Source organism: Blautia sp. 1033sp1_1033st1_G9_1033SCRN_220408 (assembly GCF_040929965.1).
GTDB classification, from domain to species: domain Bacteria; phylum Bacillota; class Clostridia; order Lachnospirales; family Lachnospiraceae; genus Blautia_A; species Blautia_A ammoniilytica.
Genome location: NZ_JBFKZO010000002.1, coordinates 209167 through 229820, shown reverse-complemented (window position 1 = coordinate 229820; position 20654 = coordinate 209167). Strand labels below are relative to the sequence as shown.

At 45.5% G+C, this 20654-nt stretch carries 17 protein-coding genes and 1 other annotated feature; of the genes, 15 read left to right on the top strand and 2 right to left on the bottom strand.

The features are described from left to right. The first annotated feature begins 7 nt into the window (after positions 1–7). The 8 genes from polA (at position 8) to AB5916_RS02735 (ending at position 9089) form a co-directional block, all read left to right on the top strand. A complete protein-coding gene (gene polA, locus AB5916_RS02770) occupies positions 8–2647 on the top strand; it encodes a DNA polymerase I (RefSeq protein WP_368189154.1) in 2640 nt (879 codons plus the stop codon). After that, positions 2648–3247, top strand: a complete 600-nt coding sequence (gene coaE / locus AB5916_RS02765; RefSeq protein WP_158421622.1) for a dephospho-CoA kinase — start codon at positions 2648–2650, stop codon at positions 3245–3247. Beyond that, on the top strand, positions 3234–4031 hold the full coding sequence (locus AB5916_RS02760) for an MBL fold metallo-hydrolase (RefSeq protein ID WP_368189153.1): 798 nt from the start codon (positions 3234–3236) through the stop codon (positions 4029–4031). The genes coaE and AB5916_RS02760 overlap by 14 nt, the downstream gene beginning before the upstream one ends. Positions 4032–4057: 26 nt before the next feature. After that, a complete protein-coding gene (locus tag AB5916_RS02755) occupies positions 4058–4330 on the top strand; it encodes an ACT domain-containing protein (RefSeq protein ID WP_173726738.1) in 273 nt (90 codons plus the stop codon). 84 nt (positions 4331–4414) lie between these two features. Beyond that, a complete protein-coding gene (locus tag AB5916_RS02750) occupies positions 4415–5779 on the top strand; it encodes a PFL family protein (RefSeq protein ID WP_368189152.1) in 1365 nt (454 codons plus the stop codon). A gap of 45 nt (positions 5780–5824) precedes the next feature. Further along, positions 5825–6074 (top strand) — a binding site (T-box leader). A 243-nt stretch (positions 6075–6317) separates the two neighbouring features. After that, complete coding sequence (locus AB5916_RS02745) at positions 6318–7346, top strand: ABC transporter substrate-binding protein (RefSeq protein WP_368189151.1); 1029 nt, start codon at positions 6318–6320, stop codon at positions 7344–7346. Positions 7347–7367: 21 nt separating this feature from the next. Continuing rightward, a complete protein-coding gene (locus AB5916_RS02740; RefSeq protein ID WP_334297995.1) occupies positions 7368–8288 on the top strand; it encodes an ABC transporter permease in 921 nt (306 codons plus the stop codon). A 3-nt stretch (positions 8289–8291) separates the two neighbouring features. Continuing rightward, entirely contained in the window at positions 8292–9089 is a 798-nt protein-coding gene (locus AB5916_RS02735; protein WP_368189150.1) for an ABC transporter ATP-binding protein, read from the top strand. 53 nt (positions 9090–9142) lie between these two features. Here AB5916_RS02735 and AB5916_RS02730 read toward each other — a convergent pair whose 3' ends face one another. Further along, positions 9143–10351, bottom strand: a complete 1209-nt coding sequence (locus tag AB5916_RS02730; RefSeq protein WP_368189149.1) for a nucleotidyltransferase — start codon at positions 10349–10351, stop codon at positions 9143–9145. Positions 10352–10684: 333 nt separating this feature from the next. Here AB5916_RS02730 and pta point away from each other — a divergent pair, with 333 nt between their 5' ends. From pta to AB5916_RS02705, 5 genes are all read left to right on the top strand, one after another. Further along, positions 10685–11689, top strand: a complete 1005-nt coding sequence (gene pta, locus AB5916_RS02725; RefSeq protein ID WP_368189148.1) for a phosphate acetyltransferase — start codon at positions 10685–10687, stop codon at positions 11687–11689. Between the two features lie 93 nt (positions 11690–11782). Beyond that, on the top strand, positions 11783–12973 hold the full coding sequence (locus AB5916_RS02720) for an acetate/propionate family kinase (protein ID WP_158420518.1): 1191 nt from the start codon (positions 11783–11785) through the stop codon (positions 12971–12973). A 177-nt stretch (positions 12974–13150) separates the two neighbouring features. Beyond that, positions 13151–13678, top strand: a complete 528-nt coding sequence (locus AB5916_RS02715; RefSeq protein ID WP_158420517.1) for a DUF177 domain-containing protein — start codon at positions 13151–13153, stop codon at positions 13676–13678. Positions 13679–13681: 3 nt separating this feature from the next. Further along, entirely contained in the window at positions 13682–13864 is a 183-nt protein-coding gene (gene rpmF / locus AB5916_RS02710; protein ID WP_118509587.1) for a 50S ribosomal protein L32, read from the top strand. A gap of 117 nt (positions 13865–13981) precedes the next feature. Next, positions 13982–15352, top strand: a complete 1371-nt coding sequence (locus tag AB5916_RS02705; RefSeq protein ID WP_368189146.1) for an MATE family efflux transporter — start codon at positions 13982–13984, stop codon at positions 15350–15352. Here AB5916_RS02705 and AB5916_RS02700 read toward each other — a convergent pair. Further along, on the bottom strand, positions 15340–17187 hold the full coding sequence (locus tag AB5916_RS02700) for a glycoside hydrolase family 2 protein (protein ID WP_368189145.1): 1848 nt from the start codon (positions 17185–17187) through the stop codon (positions 15340–15342). The two genes, AB5916_RS02705 and AB5916_RS02700, sit on opposite strands and share 13 nt — an antisense overlap. 292 nt (positions 17188–17479) lie before the next feature. Here AB5916_RS02700 and AB5916_RS02695 point away from each other — a divergent pair, with 292 nt between their 5' ends. After that, a complete protein-coding gene (locus AB5916_RS02695; protein ID WP_368189144.1) occupies positions 17480–19294 on the top strand; it encodes an ABC-F family ATP-binding cassette domain-containing protein in 1815 nt (604 codons plus the stop codon). Continuing rightward, positions 19287–20651: an L-seryl-tRNA(Sec) selenium transferase gene (selA, locus tag AB5916_RS02690; protein ID WP_368189143.1), complete on the top strand. Its 1365-nt coding sequence runs from the start codon at positions 19287–19289 to the stop codon at positions 20649–20651. Before AB5916_RS02695 ends, selA begins: the two co-directional genes overlap by 8 nt. The last annotated feature ends 3 nt before the right edge of the window (positions 20652–20654 follow it).

Below are 20654 nucleotides of genomic sequence, written 5' to 3'. Positions count from 1 at the left end.
CAGACAGATGAGTGAAAAAATATTGCTGATAGATGGGCACAGTATTCTGAACAGGGCATTTTACGGTCTTCCGGATCTGACCAATTCAGAAGGGCTGCATACAGGAGCTGTCTATGGTTTCCTGAATATTATTTTAAGAATCCTAGAAGAAGAGAAGCCGAAGTATCTGACGGTAGCATTCGACCTGCATGCACCGACCTTTCGGCATAAGATATATGAAGCATATAAAGGTACACGTAAGCCTATGCCGCAGGAACTGCGGGAACAGCTTCCGCTGATCAAGGAGATGCTGCAGGCAATGGGCGTGGAGATTGTGTCCAAAGAAGGATATGAAGCGGACGATCTGTTAGGAACTCTTGCAAGACAAAGTGAAGCAAAGGGTATGGATGTAACTATTCTGTCCGGTGACAGGGACCTGCTTCAGCTGGCAACCGAAAAAGTGATGATCCGCCTTCCTAAGACTGTACGTGGCAAGACTACCATAGAGGATTATCATGCACAGCAGGTAATAGAAAAGTATCAGGTAACACCTGCACAGGTCATTGAACTGAAAGCATTAATGGGAGATTCAGCAGACAATATCCCAGGGATTCCTGGTGTGGGCGAAAAGACTGCCACCAAGCTGATCGTTGAATACGGTTCCATTGAGAATGCTTATCAGCATGTGGAAGAGATCAAGCCAAATAAGGCCAGAGAATCCCTGCGGGAGCATTATGACCTGGCTCAGTTGTCAAAAACACTTGCAACCATTAATACAGAAAGTCCTGTGGATTTCTCCTATGAAAAAGCCAGACTGGGCGATCTGTATACAAAAGAAGCATTTGCCCTTTGCAAAAGGCTTGATTTTAAGAATCTGTTGGCCAGGTTTGATCAGACAATGCCCCAGGAGCTTACAGAAGTAAAAGAATTTTTTACCTGTGAGGATCTGTCCGGATGTGAAGCCCTTTTTGAAAAAGCAGGGAAGCAAAAGGTTGTAGGAACAGCTCTTTTATCTGACAAGGAAGAGGTTTACGGACTGGGACTTGCCATCACTGAGCAGGAGATATATTATATTCCAGTGGCCAATTTTATTACAGGCCCCTATTTATGCGGAAAGATCGCAGATCTTGCGTTAAATACCAGGATCTGCGCCATAGATATAAAAACAATGTTGAAGCATGTGAACCTGGAAGAAGAACACCAGGTTTTTGATGCAGGTGTGGCAGCTTACCTTCTGAATCCCTTGAAATCCACCTACACTTGCGAGGATCTGGCGAGGGAGTATGAAGGAGGGAAGATGATACCATCCAGGGAAGAACTTCTTGGAAAGGCATCCTTTAGAAAGGCCTGGGAGGAGGACCAGGAAGGGCTTTCCTCCTATGCCTGCTATACAGCAGAAACTGTGCTTTCCTGTATGGAGCCTTTAAAGCAGGCATTGGAAGAAACAGGAATGTGGAAGGTATATACCCAGATCGAGCTGCCTCTTATTTTTACTCTTGATTCCATGGAGAAAACAGGAATTCAGGTAAAGGGAGAGGAACTAAAGGCTTATGGGGACAGACTGGCAGTCAGGATCCATGAACTGGAACAGGCTATTTACCAGCAGGCAGGAGAAGAATTCAATATTAATTCACCAAAACAGCTGGGAGTAGTCCTTTTCGAGAAAATGGGGATCAAAGGCGGAAAGAAGACCAAAACCGGTTATTCCACAGCTGCAGATGTGTTGGAGAAGCTGGCAGAACAGCAGCCCATTATTAAAGATATCCTGGAATACAGGCAGCTGGCAAAACTGAAGTCCACATATGCAGATGGTCTTGCCGGTATGATCGATAAGGATGGCAGGATCCATTCTACCTTTAACCAGACCATTACTGCAACCGGCAGGATCAGCAGCACAGAGCCTAATCTTCAGAATATCCCGGTACGTATGGAACTTGGGCGACTGATCCGTAAGGTTTTTGTACCTGAAGATGGCTGCGTTTTTCTGGATGCAGACTATTCCCAAATCGAGCTTCGTGTTCTGGCACATATGTCCGGGGATCAGACCCTGATCCAGGCGTATCAGCAGGCTCAGGATATTCACAGGCTGACAGCGTCCCAGGTGTTTCATGTACCTTTTGATCAGGTGACAGCTCTTCAGCGAAGAAATGCAAAGGCAGTGAATTTTGGTATTGTTTACGGAATCAGTTCCTTTGGACTGAGCCAGGACTTAAGTATTACCAGAAAAGAAGCAGCAGATTATATTCAGAAATATTTTGAGACCTATCCAAAGATCAAGGAGTTTCTGGATGATCTGGTGGAGACTGCCAGGGAGAAAGGCTATGCCAGCACCATGTATGGCAGACGGCGTCCTGTACCGGAATTAAAGTCCAGTAATTTTATGCAGCGTTCTTTTGGAGAAAGGGTGGCTATGAATTCACCTATCCAGGGAACCGCTGCAGATATTATTAAGATTGCCATGAATCGGGTATACAAACGCCTGAAATCAGAAGGCAAAAAATCCAGGCTTGTTCTGCAGGTGCATGACGAGCTTCTGATCGAGACAAGGAAAGAAGAACTTACGCAGGTAGCCAGGATCCTGGAAGAAGAGATGAAAGGTGCAGCTAGCCTTCAGGTAGAACTGGAAGTGGATATGCATGAAGGAAGCAGCTGGTACGAGGCAAAATAAATGAGGATAATCGGGATCACAGGAGGGGTAGGTGCAGGAAAAAGCACTGTACTTGCTTTTCTGGAAAAAGAATACGGTGCAGCCGTCATACAGGCAGATCAGGTGGGCCATCTGGTAATGGAACCAGGAGAAGAATGTTATGAGGATGTAATAGGTATTTTCGGAAAAGAAATCATAAAAGAGGATAAAACTATTGACCGAAAGAGGGTATCGGATGTAGTATTTGAACAGCCGCATCTTCTGAAAAGGCTGGAGTCTGTAATCCATCCGGCAGTAAAACGGTACATTTGCCGCAGGATCCGGGAACTTCAGGAAAGTGGATGCAGGCTTTGTGTGGTGGAGGCAGCCCTTCTTCTGGAAGAACATTATCAGGATTTTTGTGATCAGGTCTGGTATATCCATACAGATCCACAGATTCGGATTCGTCGCCTGGAAGAAAGCAGAGGTTATACAAGGGAAAAAGCGGAAGGGATCATTGCCAGCCAGGCAACTGAGGAGTATTTTCGTGCCCATACAGATTATGTGATTGAAAATAATAATGATCTGGACAGAACTTATGCCCAGATCAGGGAGAGGATAGAGAAACATGCGGTTTTGTAGTATTGCCAGCGGAAGCAGCGGAAACTGTATTTACGTAGGCACCCAGGAGACACATCTTCTGATAGATGCAGGGATCAGCGGCAGACGGATCGAGAAGGGTCTGAATGAACTTGATCTTACAGGGAAAGATATTGATGGGATCTTGATCACTCATGAGCATTCTGACCATATAGGCGGTCTTGGCGTGATCTCAAGAAAATACCAGATTCCCATTTACACAACAGGAGGTACTGCAGATGCCATCAGCAGGTCGAAAGGGCTGGGCCAGCTGCCCCAGGGGCTGATCCAGGAGATCCGGGAGGATGAACCGTTTCAGATAAAGGATCTGAAAGTAAATGCATTTACCATCCCTCATGATGCAGCACAACCGGTTGGCTTCCGGATTGAGCATGACAGCAGTTCTGTTGGGATTGCAACTGACCTTGGAAAATATAATGATTATATTGTGGAGCATCTTCAGGGGCTGGATGCCTTGCTCCTGGAAGCAAACCATGATATCCGCATGCTTCAGGTGGGGAAATACCCATATTATCTGAAACAGAGGATACTGGGAGATCGGGGGCATCTTTCCAATGAAAATGCAGGAAGGCTTTTGTGCAGACTTCTCCATGATAATCTGAAGGCCGTATTTTTAGGCCATCTTAGTAAAGAGAATAATTATGAACAGCTGGCATATGAAACTGTGTGCTCGGAAGTAACACTGGGGGATAATCCATATCGTTCCGGTGATTTCAGAATTCAGGTTGCCAGGAGGGACTGCTTATCCCAACCGGTTATTATTTAAATTTTACATATAGAAAGGATAATACGATGAAAAAGACAATTATTACTGTGGTAGGAAATGACACTGTAGGGATTATTGCGAAAGTATGTACTTACCTGGCTGAGAATCAGGTAAATATTCTTGATATTTCCCAGACCATCGTTCAGGGGTATTTTAACATGATGATGGTAACAGACACCAGCGCTTCTAAGAAGGATACAGGCGCTCTTGCTGACGGGCTTTCAGCTCTGGGCGATGAGATCGGCGTAGTGATCCATTGCCAGCATGAAGATATTTTCAATGTGATGCACCGTATCTGATATGGTTTTTTGAAAAGACTGCAGAAAGTAAAGCAGCGGTAACAAAAGAACAACGGAAGCAGACCTGGAAGCAAGGAGAAGAATATGATCAACATTTTTGAAGTGAATGAGACAAATAAAATGATAGAGCAGGAGAATCTGGATGTGCGTACCATTACCCTTGGTATCAGCCTTCTGGACTGTATTGACAGTGATTTGGATAAGTTAAATGAGAAGATCTACAATAAGATCACAAAGAAGGCAGAGAACCTTGTATCTACCGGAGAACAGATTTCTGCAGAGTTTGGAATTCCCATTGTTAATAAAAGGATTTCCGTTACCCCCATTGGACTGATCGGAAGTGCTGCCTGCAAAACAACAGAGGATTTTGTATCCATTGCCAAAACACTGGATCGTGCTGCCAAAACAGTTGGTGTGAATTTTATCGGTGGATATACAGCTCTTGTAAGCAAGGGCATGACACCTGCAGAGGAACTTCTCATCCGTTCCATTCCCAAAGCCCTTGCCTGCACGGATCGTGTATGTAGTTCGGTAAATGTAGGATCCACAAAGACAGGTATCAATATGGATGCAGTAAAGCTTATGGGAGAGATGGTGGTTGAGACTGCAAAAGAAACAAAGGATCAGGATTCCCTGGGCTGTGCCAAGCTGGTTGTATTTTGTAATGCACCGGATGACAATCCGTTTATGGCCGGCGCTTTCCATGGCGTTACAGAAGCAGATAGTATTATCAATGTAGGGGTCAGCGGTCCGGGTGTTGTAAAGACCGCTCTTACAAAAGTGCGTGGTGCAGATTTTGAAACTCTTTGTGAGATGATCAAACGTACTGCATTTAAAGTAACCCGTGTAGGACAGCTGGTAGCAAGGGAAGCTTCCAGACGTCTTGGTGTGCCTTTTGGCATTGTAGACCTTTCCCTTGCTCCCACACCGGCTATTGGAGACAGTGTGGCTGAGATCCTGGAGGAAATCGGTCTGGAACGTACAGGCGCACCAGGTACTACTGCAGCACTGGCGCTTCTGAATGACCAGGTAAAGAAGGGGGGAGTTATGGCTTCCACAGCAGTAGGCGGCTTAAGTGGCGCTTTTATTCCTGTCAGTGAGGATCAGGGTATGATCGATGCGGTGAATGCAGGCGCTCTTTCCATCGAGAAGCTGGAAGCTATGACTTGTGTATGCTCTGTAGGCCTTGATATGATCGCAGTACCAGGGGATACCAAAGCCTCTACTATTTCCGGTATCATTGCAGATGAAGCTGCTATTGGTATGGTCAATCAGAAAACAACAGCCGTTCGTCTGATCCCAGTGATCGGAAAAGGGGTAGGAGAGACAGTTGAGTTTGGCGGTTTGTTAGGCTATGCACCGATCATGCCGGTGAACCCATTCTCCTGTGATGCATTTGTGGAAAGAGGCGGCAGGATCCCGGCTCCTATCCATAGCTTCAAAAATTAAAAAATGTGTTGACATTCGGGTATTAGTGTGCTAAAGTAAAACACAGTTAAACCAACGAGAAAGAGTAGTAAGCATTCATGTAACATTTCAGAGAGCAGGTATTGGTGGAAGCCTGTATGGAGCGGTTTGCTGAATGGCCTTTTGAGGGCGGCCCGAAATCATTTTACAGCAGAGTAGGAGCCGACGGGAACCGGACCCGTTATCAATCAGGAGTGTATGATAGTACATGCAAGAGTGGATCAAGGATCAATTTGAGTGGTACCGCGATAATAAGAACATTATTACCGTCTCAAGAACAGCAGATATGTTGTCTTGGGACGGTTTTTTTGACACCAGGGTCAAAAGGTCTAAATCCACATGAGCTTGCTCATAAGTGGATGAAAGACCTTGGGACCCGCCCCTATATGAGCATAAAAGTGGGATGTTAATCCCACGATATGCGAATAGAGGGTAGGATTGCGAGAGTGCAAAGCACGGAGCAATCCGTAGGTGTCATAACACTAAGACAGGTTCAGCGGATCAAGAAAGGAGAACGAAAATGAAAAAAAAGATGATGGTATGTGTAATGGCAGCAATGGCAGCAACAGCAATGATGACAGCAACTGTAATGGCAGATGATTTCAAGATCGGCATCTGCAATTATGTGGATGATGCATCCCTGAATCAGATTGTAGATAATCTTCAGACAAAACTGGAAGAGATTGGTAAAGAAAAAGGTGTAAATTTTGATATTTCTTATGAAAACTGTAATGCAGATGCAAATGTTATGGAGCAGATCATTTCTGATTTTCAGGCAGATGGCGTAGACTTAATGGTTGGTGTAGCTACACCTGTTGCAATGCGTATGCAGTCTATGACAGAAGGCACAGATACACCGGTTGTATTTTCCGCAGTTACAGATCCTGTAGGCGCAGGACTGGTAGAATCTTTGGAAGAGCCGGGAGCAAATATTACAGGTACTTCAGATTATCTTGACACAGCATCTGTGATGAATTTGATCCTTGCTGTGAATCCGGATGTGAAAAAAGTAGGTCTTTTATATGATGTAGGACAGGATTCCTCTGCATCAGCTATTGAGGAAGCAAAAGCATTCCTGGAGGAGAAAGATATTGAAGTTGTAGAGCGTACAGGTACCACAACAGATGAGGTACAGCTGGCAGCAGATGCATTGGTTGCAGACGGTGTGGATGCAGTATTTACACCTACAGACAATACCATTATGACAGCAGAGCTTTCAATTTATGAGAAATTTATGGAGGCAGGGATCCCTCAGTATACAGGAGCTGATTCCTTTGCATTAAACGGAGCTTTCATGGGATATGGAGTTGATTATACAAATCTTGGACAGGAAACTGCAGACATGGTAAGCCAGATCCTTCTGGATGGCGCAGATCCGGCTGTTACACCTGTTAAAACTTTTGATAATGGTACAGCAACCATCAATACAGAGACATGTGAAGGTCTTGGACTGGATCTTGAACAGGTTAAGGCGGCTTTTGAGCCACACTGCACACAGATTAAAGAAATCACAACTGCTGAAAGCTTTGATGAGCTGAATGCTGACTGATCGGAGGAATTTATTGTGAATATCGCAACCATTCTAACACTGGGAGAGACTGCATTAAAGCTGGGACTTATTTGTTCTCTTACAGTTTTGGCACTGTTTCTCAGCTATTCCATGCTGAACGTATGTGACTTGTCAACTGATGGCTGTTTTACACTTGGAGCAGCAGTAGGGGCAACCGTAGCGATCAGCGGACACCCGTTTTTATCCATTCCTGCAGCTATGGCTGCAGGTGTAGGTTCCGGTTTTGTAACTGCGATCCTGCAGACGAAAATGGGCGTGGACAGTCTTCTTGCCGGGATCATTGTGAATACAGGATTGTATTCTGTGAATATTGCAGTGATGGGAGGTTCCTCCCTTTTGAATATGAACAGGACCACCACCGTATTTACGATGATGAAGGATGCACTGAAAGGTACCCCTCTCCAGGGAAGGACAGAGATCCTGGTCGCACTGATCGCAGTAGTGATTGTGGTTGCGTTCCTTGTATTTTTCCTGAAAACAAGACTTGGTCTTGCGATCCGGGCTACCGGAAACAATCCGGATATGGTTAAATCTTCTTCTATTAATCCGGTATTTACCACCATTGTAGGGCTTTGTGTGGCCAATTCCTTTACAGCACTTTCCGGATGCCTGCTGGCCCAGTCACAGAAGTCTGTAGATATTAATATTGGTCAGGGTATGGTGACCATCGCCCTGGCATCCCTTCTGATCGGAGGAACCATCCTGGGCAAGGGAGGTATTTTGCTTCGGGCTGTTGGAATGGTTTTAGGTGCTTTCATTTTCAGGCTTGTATATACCATTGCGCTTAGACTGAATATGCCTGCATTTATGCTGAAACTGGTTTCCTCTGTGATCGTAGTCCTTGCAATCTCAGGCCCATATCTGAAGAAACAATGGCCGCAGATACGAAGAAGGATGACACACAAGAAGGGAGGTATCTGACAGATGCTGGAATTAAACCATATTTCCAAAACATTTAATCCGGGAACTGTAAATGAAAAAAAGGCCTTAAGTGATCTGTCTCTTTCTTTGAAACCAGGTGATTTTGCTACGATCATCGGTTCTAACGGAGCCGGAAAATCTACCTTGTTCAATGCGATCTGCGGGGATTTTCTCACGGATTCAGGATCTATTGTTCTGGATGGACAGGATATTACCTTTGTGCCACAGCATATCCGCTCCAAAAGTATCGGACGGCTGTATCAGGACCCTATGAGGGGGACGGCACCAGGAATGACCATTGAGGAGAATCTTGCACTGGCAGCTGGCAGAGGTGGATGGCTTTCTCATGTATCCAAAGCAGACAAGGAAAGGTTCAGGGAACAGCTTGCACTTCTGGACATTGGGCTTGAGAACCGGATGTCGCAGCCGGTAGGACTTCTTTCCGGAGGACAGAGGCAGGCTTTAAGTCTTCTGATGGATACCATGAATCCACCCAAACTGCTGCTTCTTGATGAGCATACAGCAGCACTAGATCCGGGTACAGCAGCTAAGGTGCTGGCAATGACAAAAAGGGTGGTGGAAGAGAATCATCTTACCTGTCTAATGATCACTCACAATATGTATTCAGCTCTGGAACTGGGAAATCGCACGTTGATGATGGACAGCGGCAGGATTGTGATGGATATCAGTGGAAAAGAAAGAGAAGGCCTGACAGTTGCCGGCCTTCTGGAAAAATTCAATGCAGGAGCAGGTAAAAAATTGGATAATGACAGAATCCTGCTTTCAGGAAAAGATAATTAAATCGTAACGATTCAGTATGCGTACACTTCCTGCCAAATAGTTACATTAAATCATTATAAGACGACCACCGGCTGGCTGTATTCATGAATGAAAGGCTGGCCGGTTTTTTGTGAAAGCATGGTCTGATACAGGTTGGAAGCAAAAACAGTTTCCTGAAACAGATTATTATCTGTAGGGGGCAGCAGTAAAGCGGCATCTGCTGCCTTTGATAGAAGAGGCATGGAGCCTCTTTTTTTTATTTGGGATAAAAGGCTGCTGCTGGCCTTACGAAAACCAAGAATACGTGCATAATGAAAATCGCTGGGAGTGTGCCGGATCTGAAGCAGGGCATGAAGCAGTGCACGCTGAATGCGGGCCTGGGTCATATTCTTCGTTTTAACCTTAGCTGCAAATTCAGTAAATGTGCTATATTCCCAGGCACAGGTACAGATCCGCCTTGCAAGATCCTCGTTCATATCCAGATACTGCTGAAGAGAATCTGGTGTTTCCAGGAGAAGACGATATCTGTAAAGAGGATCCAGGTCACTTTCTTTTAAATACAACCCTTCCTCAATTGCCTTTTTAAAAATAGAAAAGGAAGGCGATGGAATCAGATCCTGAAAACAAGCCAAAGGCTCCTTAAAAATCCGGGTGCGTATACCGGAAGCTGAAGGAAAAGTATCTGACAGATCAGTGTCATGGTAGCCGCTGCCTTCTCTTTGCAGGGCGTAAGGATGGATGGAACTTTTCAGGGAGAGAATCGCCTTACAGTATTCAATTCCCAGGATAGTATTAGGTTTGGAAAGTAAGGTGGCAAGCTGAGGATTATGAGTATAAAGGGTAAGGGCATTGCTTCTGGCAGCAGGAAAGGAAAGCCCATCTTTCAAGTTCTTTGTAAGAAGCTGCCTGTATGGTTCTGGTTCTCTGAGCAGGATCCGGGCAAGCTCCATAAGAAGCTGCGTATCTGTGGATTCACTGCCAAAGCAGAGAACGTCTGTTACGCCAAGGCCTGAGAGCAGGTGTACAGCTCCTTTTGCAAAGCCTTCGGCACTGGCTGTGGAAACAGAAACAGGCAGCTCCACCACCAGGTCTGCGCCGCAGGATAAAGCCATCCTGGTACGCACATGCTTTGGAAAAAGGGCAGGAGTGCCCCGCTGCACAAAATCTCCGCTCATGGCGATCACAATATAATCCGCATGAAGCTTCTGGCGGATTTGATCAAGCTGATATTTATGGCCTGTGTGAAAGGGATTGTATTCGGCAATGATACCTACAGTTTTCATGAAATTGTACCTCATAAAATACGATTATATGGCACATTCTACCATCGAAATGCTTGAAATACAAGGCCGGGAGGTTTATAATATATTACAGGTATGGCCTGAGAAATTCAAGTCGAGCAGTCGCGAGACTTGGCGCGTGATTCTGGTCAGCGTAAGCTGACATATTCTTTACAGAATCACTGCGCATCCTCGCGGAGCGTTTATCTCAGTCGGAGATTGGACTCCCACAGAGACGAACTTGCTGTTACTCACCACCTGAAAGAGGTGGGAGTCTTCTCGACTGAGATAAATTTCTGTCGGGCCAACACTTATGAAAGGAGCTAATGAATTATTATGGGATTTATTGATGTAATCAAAAACAGAGCAAAAGCAAACGTAAAGACAATCGTACTTCCTGAGACAGAGGATATGAGAACTCTGGAAGCTGCTGACAAGGTCCTGAAAGAGGGGATTGCAAAGCTGATTCTTATCGGTAATGAGGAGAAGGTTAAAAAGAGCGCAGCAGAAGGCGGCTTTGATATCTCCGGTGCACAGATCGTTGATCCTGAGACTTCTGAGAAGACACAGGGATATATTGACAAATTAGTAGAGTTAAGACAGAAGAAGGGGATGACTCCTGAGCAGGCAAAGGAGATACTTCTGAACCAGTATCTGTACTATGGTGTTATGATGGTAAAGATGGGCGATGCAGATGGTATGGTATCCGGTGCATGCCATTCTACAGCTGACACACTCAGACCATGTCTGCAGATCCTTAAGACAAAACCAGGCACAAAGCTTGTATCCGCATTCTTCCTGATCATTGTTCCGGATTGCGAATATGGTGCAAAGGGTGCATTTGTATTCGGAGATTCCGGACTGAACCAGAACCCGAACCCGGAAGAACTGGCTGCTATCGCTGGATCTTCAGCTGAGTCCTTTAAGCTTCTCGTTCAGGAAGAGCCTATTGTTGCAATGCTTTCCCATTCCACAAAGGGCAGTGCAAAGCATGCAGATGTTGACAAGGTTGTTGAAGCTACAAAGATTGCAAAAGAGCAGTATCCAGAGCTTGCACTTGACGGAGAGTTCCAGCTTGATGCAGCTATCGTTCCAAGCGTAGGTGCTTCCAAAGCTCCTGGCAGCCCGGTTGCCGGTAAAGCAAATGTATTGATATTCCCGGATCTTGATGCAGGAAATATCGGTTACAAACTGGCTCAGCGTCTTGCAAAGGCTGAAGCATACGGACCTATCACACAGGGTATTGCTAAGCCTGTAAATGACCTTTCCAGAGGATGCTCTGCAGATGATATCGTAGGTGTAGTAGCTATCACATCTGTTCAGTGCCAGGCTCAGAACTGATCCATCAGATTCTATAGCCCATCATATTAAGTACATATTTTGTAACTGTGAAGATAGAAAACTGTTACCATATTTTTTAAGGAGAGTAGAAAAATGAATGTATTGGTAATTAACTGCGGAAGTTCTTCCCTGAAGTATCAGCTGATCGATTCTGAGACAGAGGCAGTTCTTGCAAAAGGTCTTTGCGAGAGGATCGGTATCGACGGAAGACTTGTTTACCAGAAAGCTGGCAATGACAAAGAGATCACAGAGGCTTCCATGCCTACTCACAAAGAGGCTATCCAGATGGTACTGGATGCGCTGACAAATGACAAGACTGGTGCTATCTCCAGTCTGAAAGAGGTTGGTGCTATCGGACATCGTATTGTCCATGGCGGTGAGAAATTTGCTTCTTCTGCAATCATCACAGATGAAATGATCGCAGCTGTTGAGGAGTGCAATGATCTGGCACCTCTTCACAATCCTGCAAACCTGATCGGTATCCGCGTATGTGCAGAGCTTATGCCTGGAGTTCCGCAGGTAGGTGTATTTGATACTGCTTTCCATCAGACAATGCCTGCAAAAGCATATCTGTACGGACTTCCTATTGAATATTATAAGAAATATAAAGTAAGAAGATATGGCTTCCACGGTACATCCCACAGCTTTGTATCCAAACGTGCGGTTGAGTTCCTTGGCCTTGATAAGGACAATTCCAAAGTGATCGTCTGCCACCTGGGCAATGGTTCTTCCATCAGCGCTGTACAGAATGGCAAATGTGTGGATACAACTATGGGTCTTACCCCTCTTGAAGGTGTTGTAATGGGTACACGTTCCGGTAACATTGATCCGGCTATCGTTGAGTACATTGCAAAGAAAGAGAACCTGGATCTTGCAGGCGTTATGAATGTTCTGAATAAGAAATCAGGTCTTCAGGGTATGTCCGGTGTATCCAGTGATATGCGTGACCTGAGAGCTGCAGCTGCAGAAGGCAACGAAGATGCCAAGAATGCTATTGAGGTTCTTTGCTATGGCATTGCCAAGTTTGTAGGCGGCTATGTGGCAGCTATGAATGGTGTAGATGCTATCGTATTTACTGCAGGTATTGGTGAGAATGTAGGCATGATCCGTGAAAAGGTATGCTCATATCTTGGATTCCTTGGCGTTAAGCTGGATGCAGAAGCAAACGAGGCAATGGGAGAAGAAGTAGTGATTTCTGCTGCTGATTCCGCTGTAAAGGTTGCAGTTATTCCTACTAACGAAGAACTGGCAATCTGCCGTGATACAGTTGCTCTTGTTAAATAATTCCGTGCAGCATTCTTAAGAATAAATGGGGATGTGCCTTGGGCAGATCCCCATTTTTATGACTGTTACAGCAAATTTCATAAAATGCAACATTTTTTTCATAAAAAGCTGCAATTTATACGTTGACAAAATACAAAGCCAACGGTATAATTGATTGAGTGTGGATAGGAGATAATTATGCGGATTCATTTATCGGATATTTCATCCAGTGAAGGTAAGTGCATACAGCAGTCCGTTCCTTTTGAGATGGATCGGATTTCTTTTCAGGCAGGTACATATCCTGTTCTGGCGAAGAAACCGGTAGAGCTTTGTATTACTAATACCGGAGACCGGATTCTGGAACTGACAGGACATGGACAGATCACAGTGTCGATTCCATGTGACAGATGTCTGGAGGAAGTTTCAGTAGATATTCCTTTTCAGATCCAGAGAAAGCTGGATATGAAGCTTACGGAAGAAGAACGGATAAATGATCTGGATGAGAGCAGCTATCTCACAGGTATGGACCTGGATGTGGACCAATTGGTCTATCTTGAGGTACTGATGGGCTGGCCCTTAAAGGTTTTATGCAGAGAGGATTGCAAAGGTATCTGCAGCCAATGTGGGAAAAACCTTAATGACGGTCCCTGCGGATGTGTGGATGAGCCTAAGGATCCCCGCATGGCAGCTATCAGTGATATATTCAGTAAATTTAAGGAGGTGTAACCAATGTCCATCTGCCCAAAGAATAAATCTTCCAAAGCAAGACGTGATAAGAGAAGAGCAAACTGGAAAATGAGCGCTCCGAATCTTGTAAAATGCAGCAAATGTGGTGCTCTGATGATGCCACACAGAGTTTGCAAGGCTTGTGGAAGCTATAACAAAAAAGAGATCATTAAGGTTGAAGACTAATTCAACACTGCAGAAATGATTCAAGGGGCTGTGGCATTAACAGCGGACATGGATAAGAAATATTCGTGGCTGGTGTTAATGTTGCAGCCCCTTGTTTTGGGGTAAAAGGGGGTAAATATGAAAAAAGAGGCAAAAACCGCAGTGAATCAGATCACAGAAGGAGTGATCTGGAAACAGCTGCTTTTATTTTTCTTTCCAATTGTTTTCGGTACATTTTTTCAGCAGATCTATAATACGGCAGATACCATTGTGGTGGGCCGCTTTGTAGGAAAACAGGCACTGGCTGCAGTAGGCGGTTCCACCACTGTGATCGTGAACCTGGCAGTCGGTCTGTTTGTAGGCCTGTCTTCTGGTGCGTCTGTGATCCTTGCACAGTTTTACGGGGCTAAGGATGATGACAGCCTGGAGAAAACTCTTCACACCGCATTCGCATTTTCTATCATTGGAAGCATTGTGCTGGGAGTGATTGGCTATGCCGGCTCCAGATGGATGCTGCAGATCATGGATACACCGGCAGATGTGCTGGAAGATTCTGTATTATATCTGCATATTTATTTTATAGGCATGCTTTTTAACCTTCTATATAATATGGGAGCAGGGATTCTCCGTGCAGTAGGAGATTCCAAACGTCCTTTGTATGTACTGATCATTACATGCACTGTAAATATTATCCTGGATCTTCTTCTTGTGATCGGATTTGGTCTGGGCGTTCTTGGTGTGGCTGCTGCAACAGTGATCTCTCAGGCGATCAGTGCGGTTATTGTGATAGTAATGCTGCTGAAAACGAAAGAAAGCTACCGGTTGATTCCATCCAGGATTCGCTTTCACAGCCGTTATCTGAAAGCAATTCTCAGGATCGGAATACCGGCAGCTCTTGAATCTACCATGTATAATGTGTCAAATTTGATCATCCAGGTATATGTTAATAAGCTGGGTACAGATACTGTGGCTGCCTGGGGAACCTTAAGCAAGATCGACGCCTTTTTCTGGATGGTGCTGAATGCTTTCGGCATATCCATAACAACATTTGTGGGACAAAATTACGGGGCCGGAAAATTTACAAGAATGAAAAAGAGTGTGCGTATCTGCATGATCATGGCCTTGTTCTCCTCAGTAGCCATCAGCGGTACGATCATTCTTTTTGGAAAAGAACTTTTCGGACTGTTTACTTCTGATCAGAAGGTGCTTCAGATCGGAGTACATATGATCTTCCGTATGCTTCCTGCCTATTCCATATTTGTAGTGATCAGCATCCTGTCCGGTGCACTTAGGGGTGCTGGAAAGGTGCTGATCCCTATGGTACTTACCTGTGGAGGTGTATGTACGCTCAGACTCCTTTGGTTGTTTACTATGGTGCCCAGATATCCTGGAATCGACACCATTATGCTCAGCTATCCTATTTCCTGGAGTATTACTGCTACATTGTTTGTTATCTATTATTTAAAAAGATTTCCCAAAAGTTATCCTGAAGCTGGTCAGAATGCCTGATCCTGGATTTGGCTTTTTAACCGGTGGTTCAGGCTCTGTATGGTATGGGGAACAGGTTTTATCATTTCACGGTCATAGGTAAGGATACCATTTACTTCTTCTTCCACATCTGATAATTGGGTGTAGACAGATGCGGAAATGCCTTTGGGAACAGCAGGAAGAAGAGTGTTAAGGAAAAGTGCTTTTATCCCACTGGTAAGGGCCTTTTGACTGTTGAATTTTTTATAGCCATAGATTTTATTATAGGCACTGTGTCCGGAAATCCTGAAGGAATAGCCGCCGAACTCAGACAGAGCCATTACCCGGTTTTCTTTTCTGGGAAGAGGCAGGCCAAAGAAATAGTAATGGATGCTTTTTATATCTCCACAGTTCTGGTCAAACCAGCCGCTGGCAGGATCTACCAGTCTGGAAGAATCCAGCTTCCGGATCATATCACTGATTTTCTTCGTGGAAAATTGTCCCCAGCCTTCATTAAAGGGAACCCAGCATACAATGGAAGGATGGTTGTAAAGTGCCTGGATGGTCTGTCTGGTTTCCTGGATAAACTCCTGTCTGCCTTCATAGCTTTTTCTGGAAAAAAGAAAACGGCAGTGATCTTTTACAGGAATGCGAAGATAATTCATAAGAGTTGCCAGGTATGTAACAAACCAGGATTGATAAGTGCTGCCGCCATTTACCATATCCTGCCATACCAGCATGCCCATACGGTCACAATGGAAATACCAGCGATCGGCTTCGATTTTTCCGTGCTTGCGGAGCATGTTAAAGCCCAGCTCCTTCATAGTCTGGATATCGTAGATCAAGGCCTGGTCAGAGGGAGCTGTGTAAAGCCCGTCCGGCCAGTATCCCTGGTCCAGCACTCCAGTCTGGAAAACGGGATGATCATTCAGACAGAAACGGGGAATGCCTTTTTTATCTAGCTGAATATCCAGCTTGCGCATGGCAAAATAAGTGTAGATCTGATCCTGACCAAAGCTGATCCGTACCGGATAAAGAAGGGGAGAATCAGAAGTCCAGGGGATCGGATCCTTTACAGGGATGCAGGCTGTTTTGCCAGGAATAATAGAGCCTTCAAAGAGAAGCTCCTGACATGCTTTTTCAGTGACCCCCTGCTCTGTAAGAAGACAGGGAGCATAAATCTGGCACAAGGCTTCCTGCCTGCAGTCAGAACTGCTGACCTGTACTTTAAGGGAAAGGCTTTGATGATCCAGATTGGGAGTCAGTTTCAGGCTTTTAATGTGGTCTGCAGCAACTTTTTCCAGCCATACAGTCTGCCAGATCCCGCTTTGGGCAGTGTAGAACATGCCGCCTGGAGTCAGTTTTTGTTTTCCGCGGCTGTGATAGGATGTGTCACTGAAATCCCGCACTGATACAAGAAGATGGAGCTTTTGGGAACGTGCAGCGGCCTTTGTGATATCCAGGGTGAAGGGCAGATATCCGCCTTTATGATATCCGGCATGATGACCGTTTACGTAGACCGTACAAATCTGATCCACTGCGCCAAAATGCAAAAGCAGACAGTCTGTGGTTTCATTTATGGTATCCCAGGGAAGAAGAACTGTCAGGGAATACCACAGGGTTTCATCAGGCTTTAGCTGGCGCATCACGCCGGAAAGAGGTGCCTCCGGTGAAAAGGGAACTCGGATCTGGCCCTGAAATGGAAAGGAATCCGGGTCTTCAAAGTCAGCAGGTGTGATTCGTGTGTCTGTTATGATATAATCCCAGATGCCGTTCAGGCAGACCCATTCGTTTCGTACCATCATAGGCCTTGGGTATTCCTGCAGTGTTTTGCCAAGTGCGGCCTGGTTCGTCCAGCGGGTTGTAAGTATGTTCATGATTTAATACCTCCTGTATTTCCAGTATATATGCAAGGGCAGGGGGATTTCAATGTTTTTCTATATCAGCTGGGAGTCAATCCCCAGCTGATATAGCCTCCGGCAGGATTGCAGAGGTGCGCAGGAGAAGTATGTTATGCAATTGCATGACGCGCACCTCGCAGCAAGAATGCCGAGGCATTCTTGTTTAAGGAGATGGCTAGTTATTAAAGAAGTGGAAATAATAAGCGGTTTGTGATAGGATGGAATATGGGTCAAAAGCCCCAGGCTATGATAACAAGGAGTTTTTAGGATGAATATATTAAATATAGAACATATCAGCAAGGTTTATGGCGAAAAGGTGATTTTTGACGATATATCCTGCGGTATACAGGAAGGTGAGAAGATTGGGATCATCGGTATCAACGGTACAGGGAAAAGCACTCTTCTAAGGATCCTGGCAGGGCTGGAAGAAGGCGATGAAGGCCAGGTGATCATGCAAAATGGTGTCCGCATGGCATACCTTCCGCAGAATCCTCAGTTTCCTGCAGACAGTACCGTTCTTGATTATGTGGCAGATGGAAGATGGCATAAAGAGTGGGGCACGGAAAGTGAGGCCGGAAATGTGCTGAATAAGCTAGGGCTTACAGATCATCAGGCTAAGATTTCCCATCTGTCCGGAGGCCAGAAAAAGCGGGCTGCACTTGCCAGGATACTGGTGAATCCTTCGGATATCCTGATTCTGGACGAGCCTACCAACCATCTGGACGGAGAAATGGTTTCATGGCTGGAGGATTATCTGATCCGTTTTAAAGGGGTGCTGATCATGGTCACTCATGACCGTTATTTCCTTGATCGGGTGTCCAACAGGATCCTGGAGATCAGTCACGGGAGCTTGTATTCTTATGAGGCAAACTATTCCAGATTCCTGGAACTGAAAGCCCAAAGAGAGGAAATGGAGCTTGCCAGCGACCGGAAACGCCGCAGTGTGCTTAGAATGGAACTGGAATGGGCAAAGCGGGGATGCAGAGCCAGGAGCACCAAACAAAGAGCACGTCTGGAACGTTTGGAAGCCCTGAAAAACGGAACCACACCTTTGGCAGAGCAGACGGTAGAAATGGATTCCGTAGAAACACGAATGGGGAAAAAAACCATACTTCTTCATCATCTTACAAAGAAATATCAGGATAAGATGCTGGTAAATGATTTTGATTATATTGTACTGAGAGGGCAGAGACTGGGGATCATTGGTCCAAACGGCTGCGGAAAATCCACATTGATCCGTATGATCGCAGGTGTGGTACAGCCGGACCAGGGAGAAGTAGAGGTAGGTGAAACGATCCGGATCGGATATTTTGCCCAGGAAGTACCGGATATGGACAACAACCAGCGTGTGATCGATTATATCCGTGATGTGGCAGAGTATATTCCTACCAGGGATGGAAAGATCACAGCCTCTATGATGCTGGAACGCTTCCTTTTTGACTCCGCCATGCAGTATACTCCCATCCAGAAACTGTCCGGTGGTGAGAAAAGGCGTTTATATCTGCTGAAAGTCCTTATGGAAGCACCAAATGTGCTGCTTTTGGATGAGCCGGGAAATGACCTGGACATCCCTACATTAACTATATTAGAGGATTATCTGTCTTCTTTTAACGGGATTGTGATCACAGTGTCCCATGACCGATATTTTCTGGACAATGTAGTGGATCGGATTTTTGCATTTGAGGGGGATGGCCATCTGGTACAATACGAAGGCGGATATACAGACTATGTAAAGGCAAAGCAGGAAAAAGCAGTGCATGCTTCTTTGGCATCTTTGGAGAAATCTGCAGAAGATAAAAAGAAGGCTGCAAAGGAATGGAAAAAGAACCGGCCGGAGAAGCTGAAATTTTCTTTTAAAGAACAAAAGGAATTTGAGACGATTGATGATGTGATCAGCAGCCTGGAAGAGAAGATTGAAAATCTGGATCAGGAGATTCTTAAAAATGCCACCAATTCCTTAAAACTTCAGGAGCTGATGAAAGAAAAAGGAGATGCAGAAGCGCTTCTGGAGGAAAAAATGGACAGATGGGTTTACTTAAATGATCTGGCCCAGCGGATTGAAGAGGAAAAAGAAAATGGATGATCCAAAAAGGATGCGGCAGATCCCTAAAATGGATCAGCTGATGGCTCAGGAAACAGGCAGGCAGCTTGCCCGGGCTTACGGATATCAGGAAACCCTGCAGGCTGCAAGGATTGCTGCAGACCAGATACGGCAGGATCCTGGAAAAGACCCGGGAGATATTTTTAAAGAGATCCGTGCCATACTAAAGAAGCAGAAGCGCAGGCATCTGACCCATGTGATCAATGGCACAGGGGTGATCCTGCACACCAATCTGGGACGTGCACCTTTTGGAGAGGAGACAGCAGAGCATGTGGCACGGCTGATGACCGGGTATACCAATCTGGAACTGGATCTGGAAACAGGAAAAAGGGGAAGCAGGCTGGCTTCCTTTCAACAGGATCTGGAGAGTCTTACAGGCGCTGAGGCAGTAGCAGTGGTCAATAATAATGCAGCTGCAGTGTTTCTTATGCTTACTGTATTGGCTTTTGAACGTCAGGTTTGTGTTTCAAGAGGGGAACTGGTGGAAATCGGAGGGAAATTCAGGATCCCTGAGGTTATGGAGCAAAGCGGAGGAATCCTTGTTGAGGTAGGCACTACAAACCGAACTTACCTTGAAGATTATACCGGCGCAGTTACAGAGAACACGGCTGCATTCCTGAAGGTGCATACCAGTAATTACCAGATCACAGGTTTTACTTGTACACCTTCTGTAAAAGAACTGGCAGAGGAAGCACATAAGCGTCAGCTGTATCTGCTGGTGGATCTGGGCAGCGGAGATCTGGGCTATATTCCCGGAACGGACCCAAAAGAGACAGTCAGGTCAGTTCTGGCTCAGGGGGCAGACCTGGTGTCCTTCAGTGGAGACAAGCTGCTGGGCGGGCCGCAGGCAGGGATACTTGCAGGAAAAAGAGAACTGATCCACAGGATAAAAAAGCATCCTCTGATGCGTGCGCTCAGGATCGATAAATTCACGGCAGCTGTGCTGGATGAAACAGTAAGGCTGTACAAGGAATCTGAAAAACAAAAGATCCCGGTATTGGAAATGACCAGCCGGAGCCTGGAACAGATGGAACAGATGGCAGATGCTTTATTAAAAAGCCTGGAATATGAAGCAGGAGATCATGTGCAGCTTCAGATAATCGACACTCTAGGAACAACAGGTGGAGGCAGTATGCCGGGAAAGGATCTGCCAGGAAAAGGCCTGTCTATCCGTTCATCCAGGTATTCTGTGATGGAGATAGAAGAAAGGCTGCGCCACAGTGAGCCTCCGGTAATCGGGAAAATTGAGAAAGACCAGGTGGTTCTGGATATGCGGACCATATTTCCGGGAGAAATGAAGGAATTGACACAAATAATCAAAAAAGTTCTTGATATTTAAGAA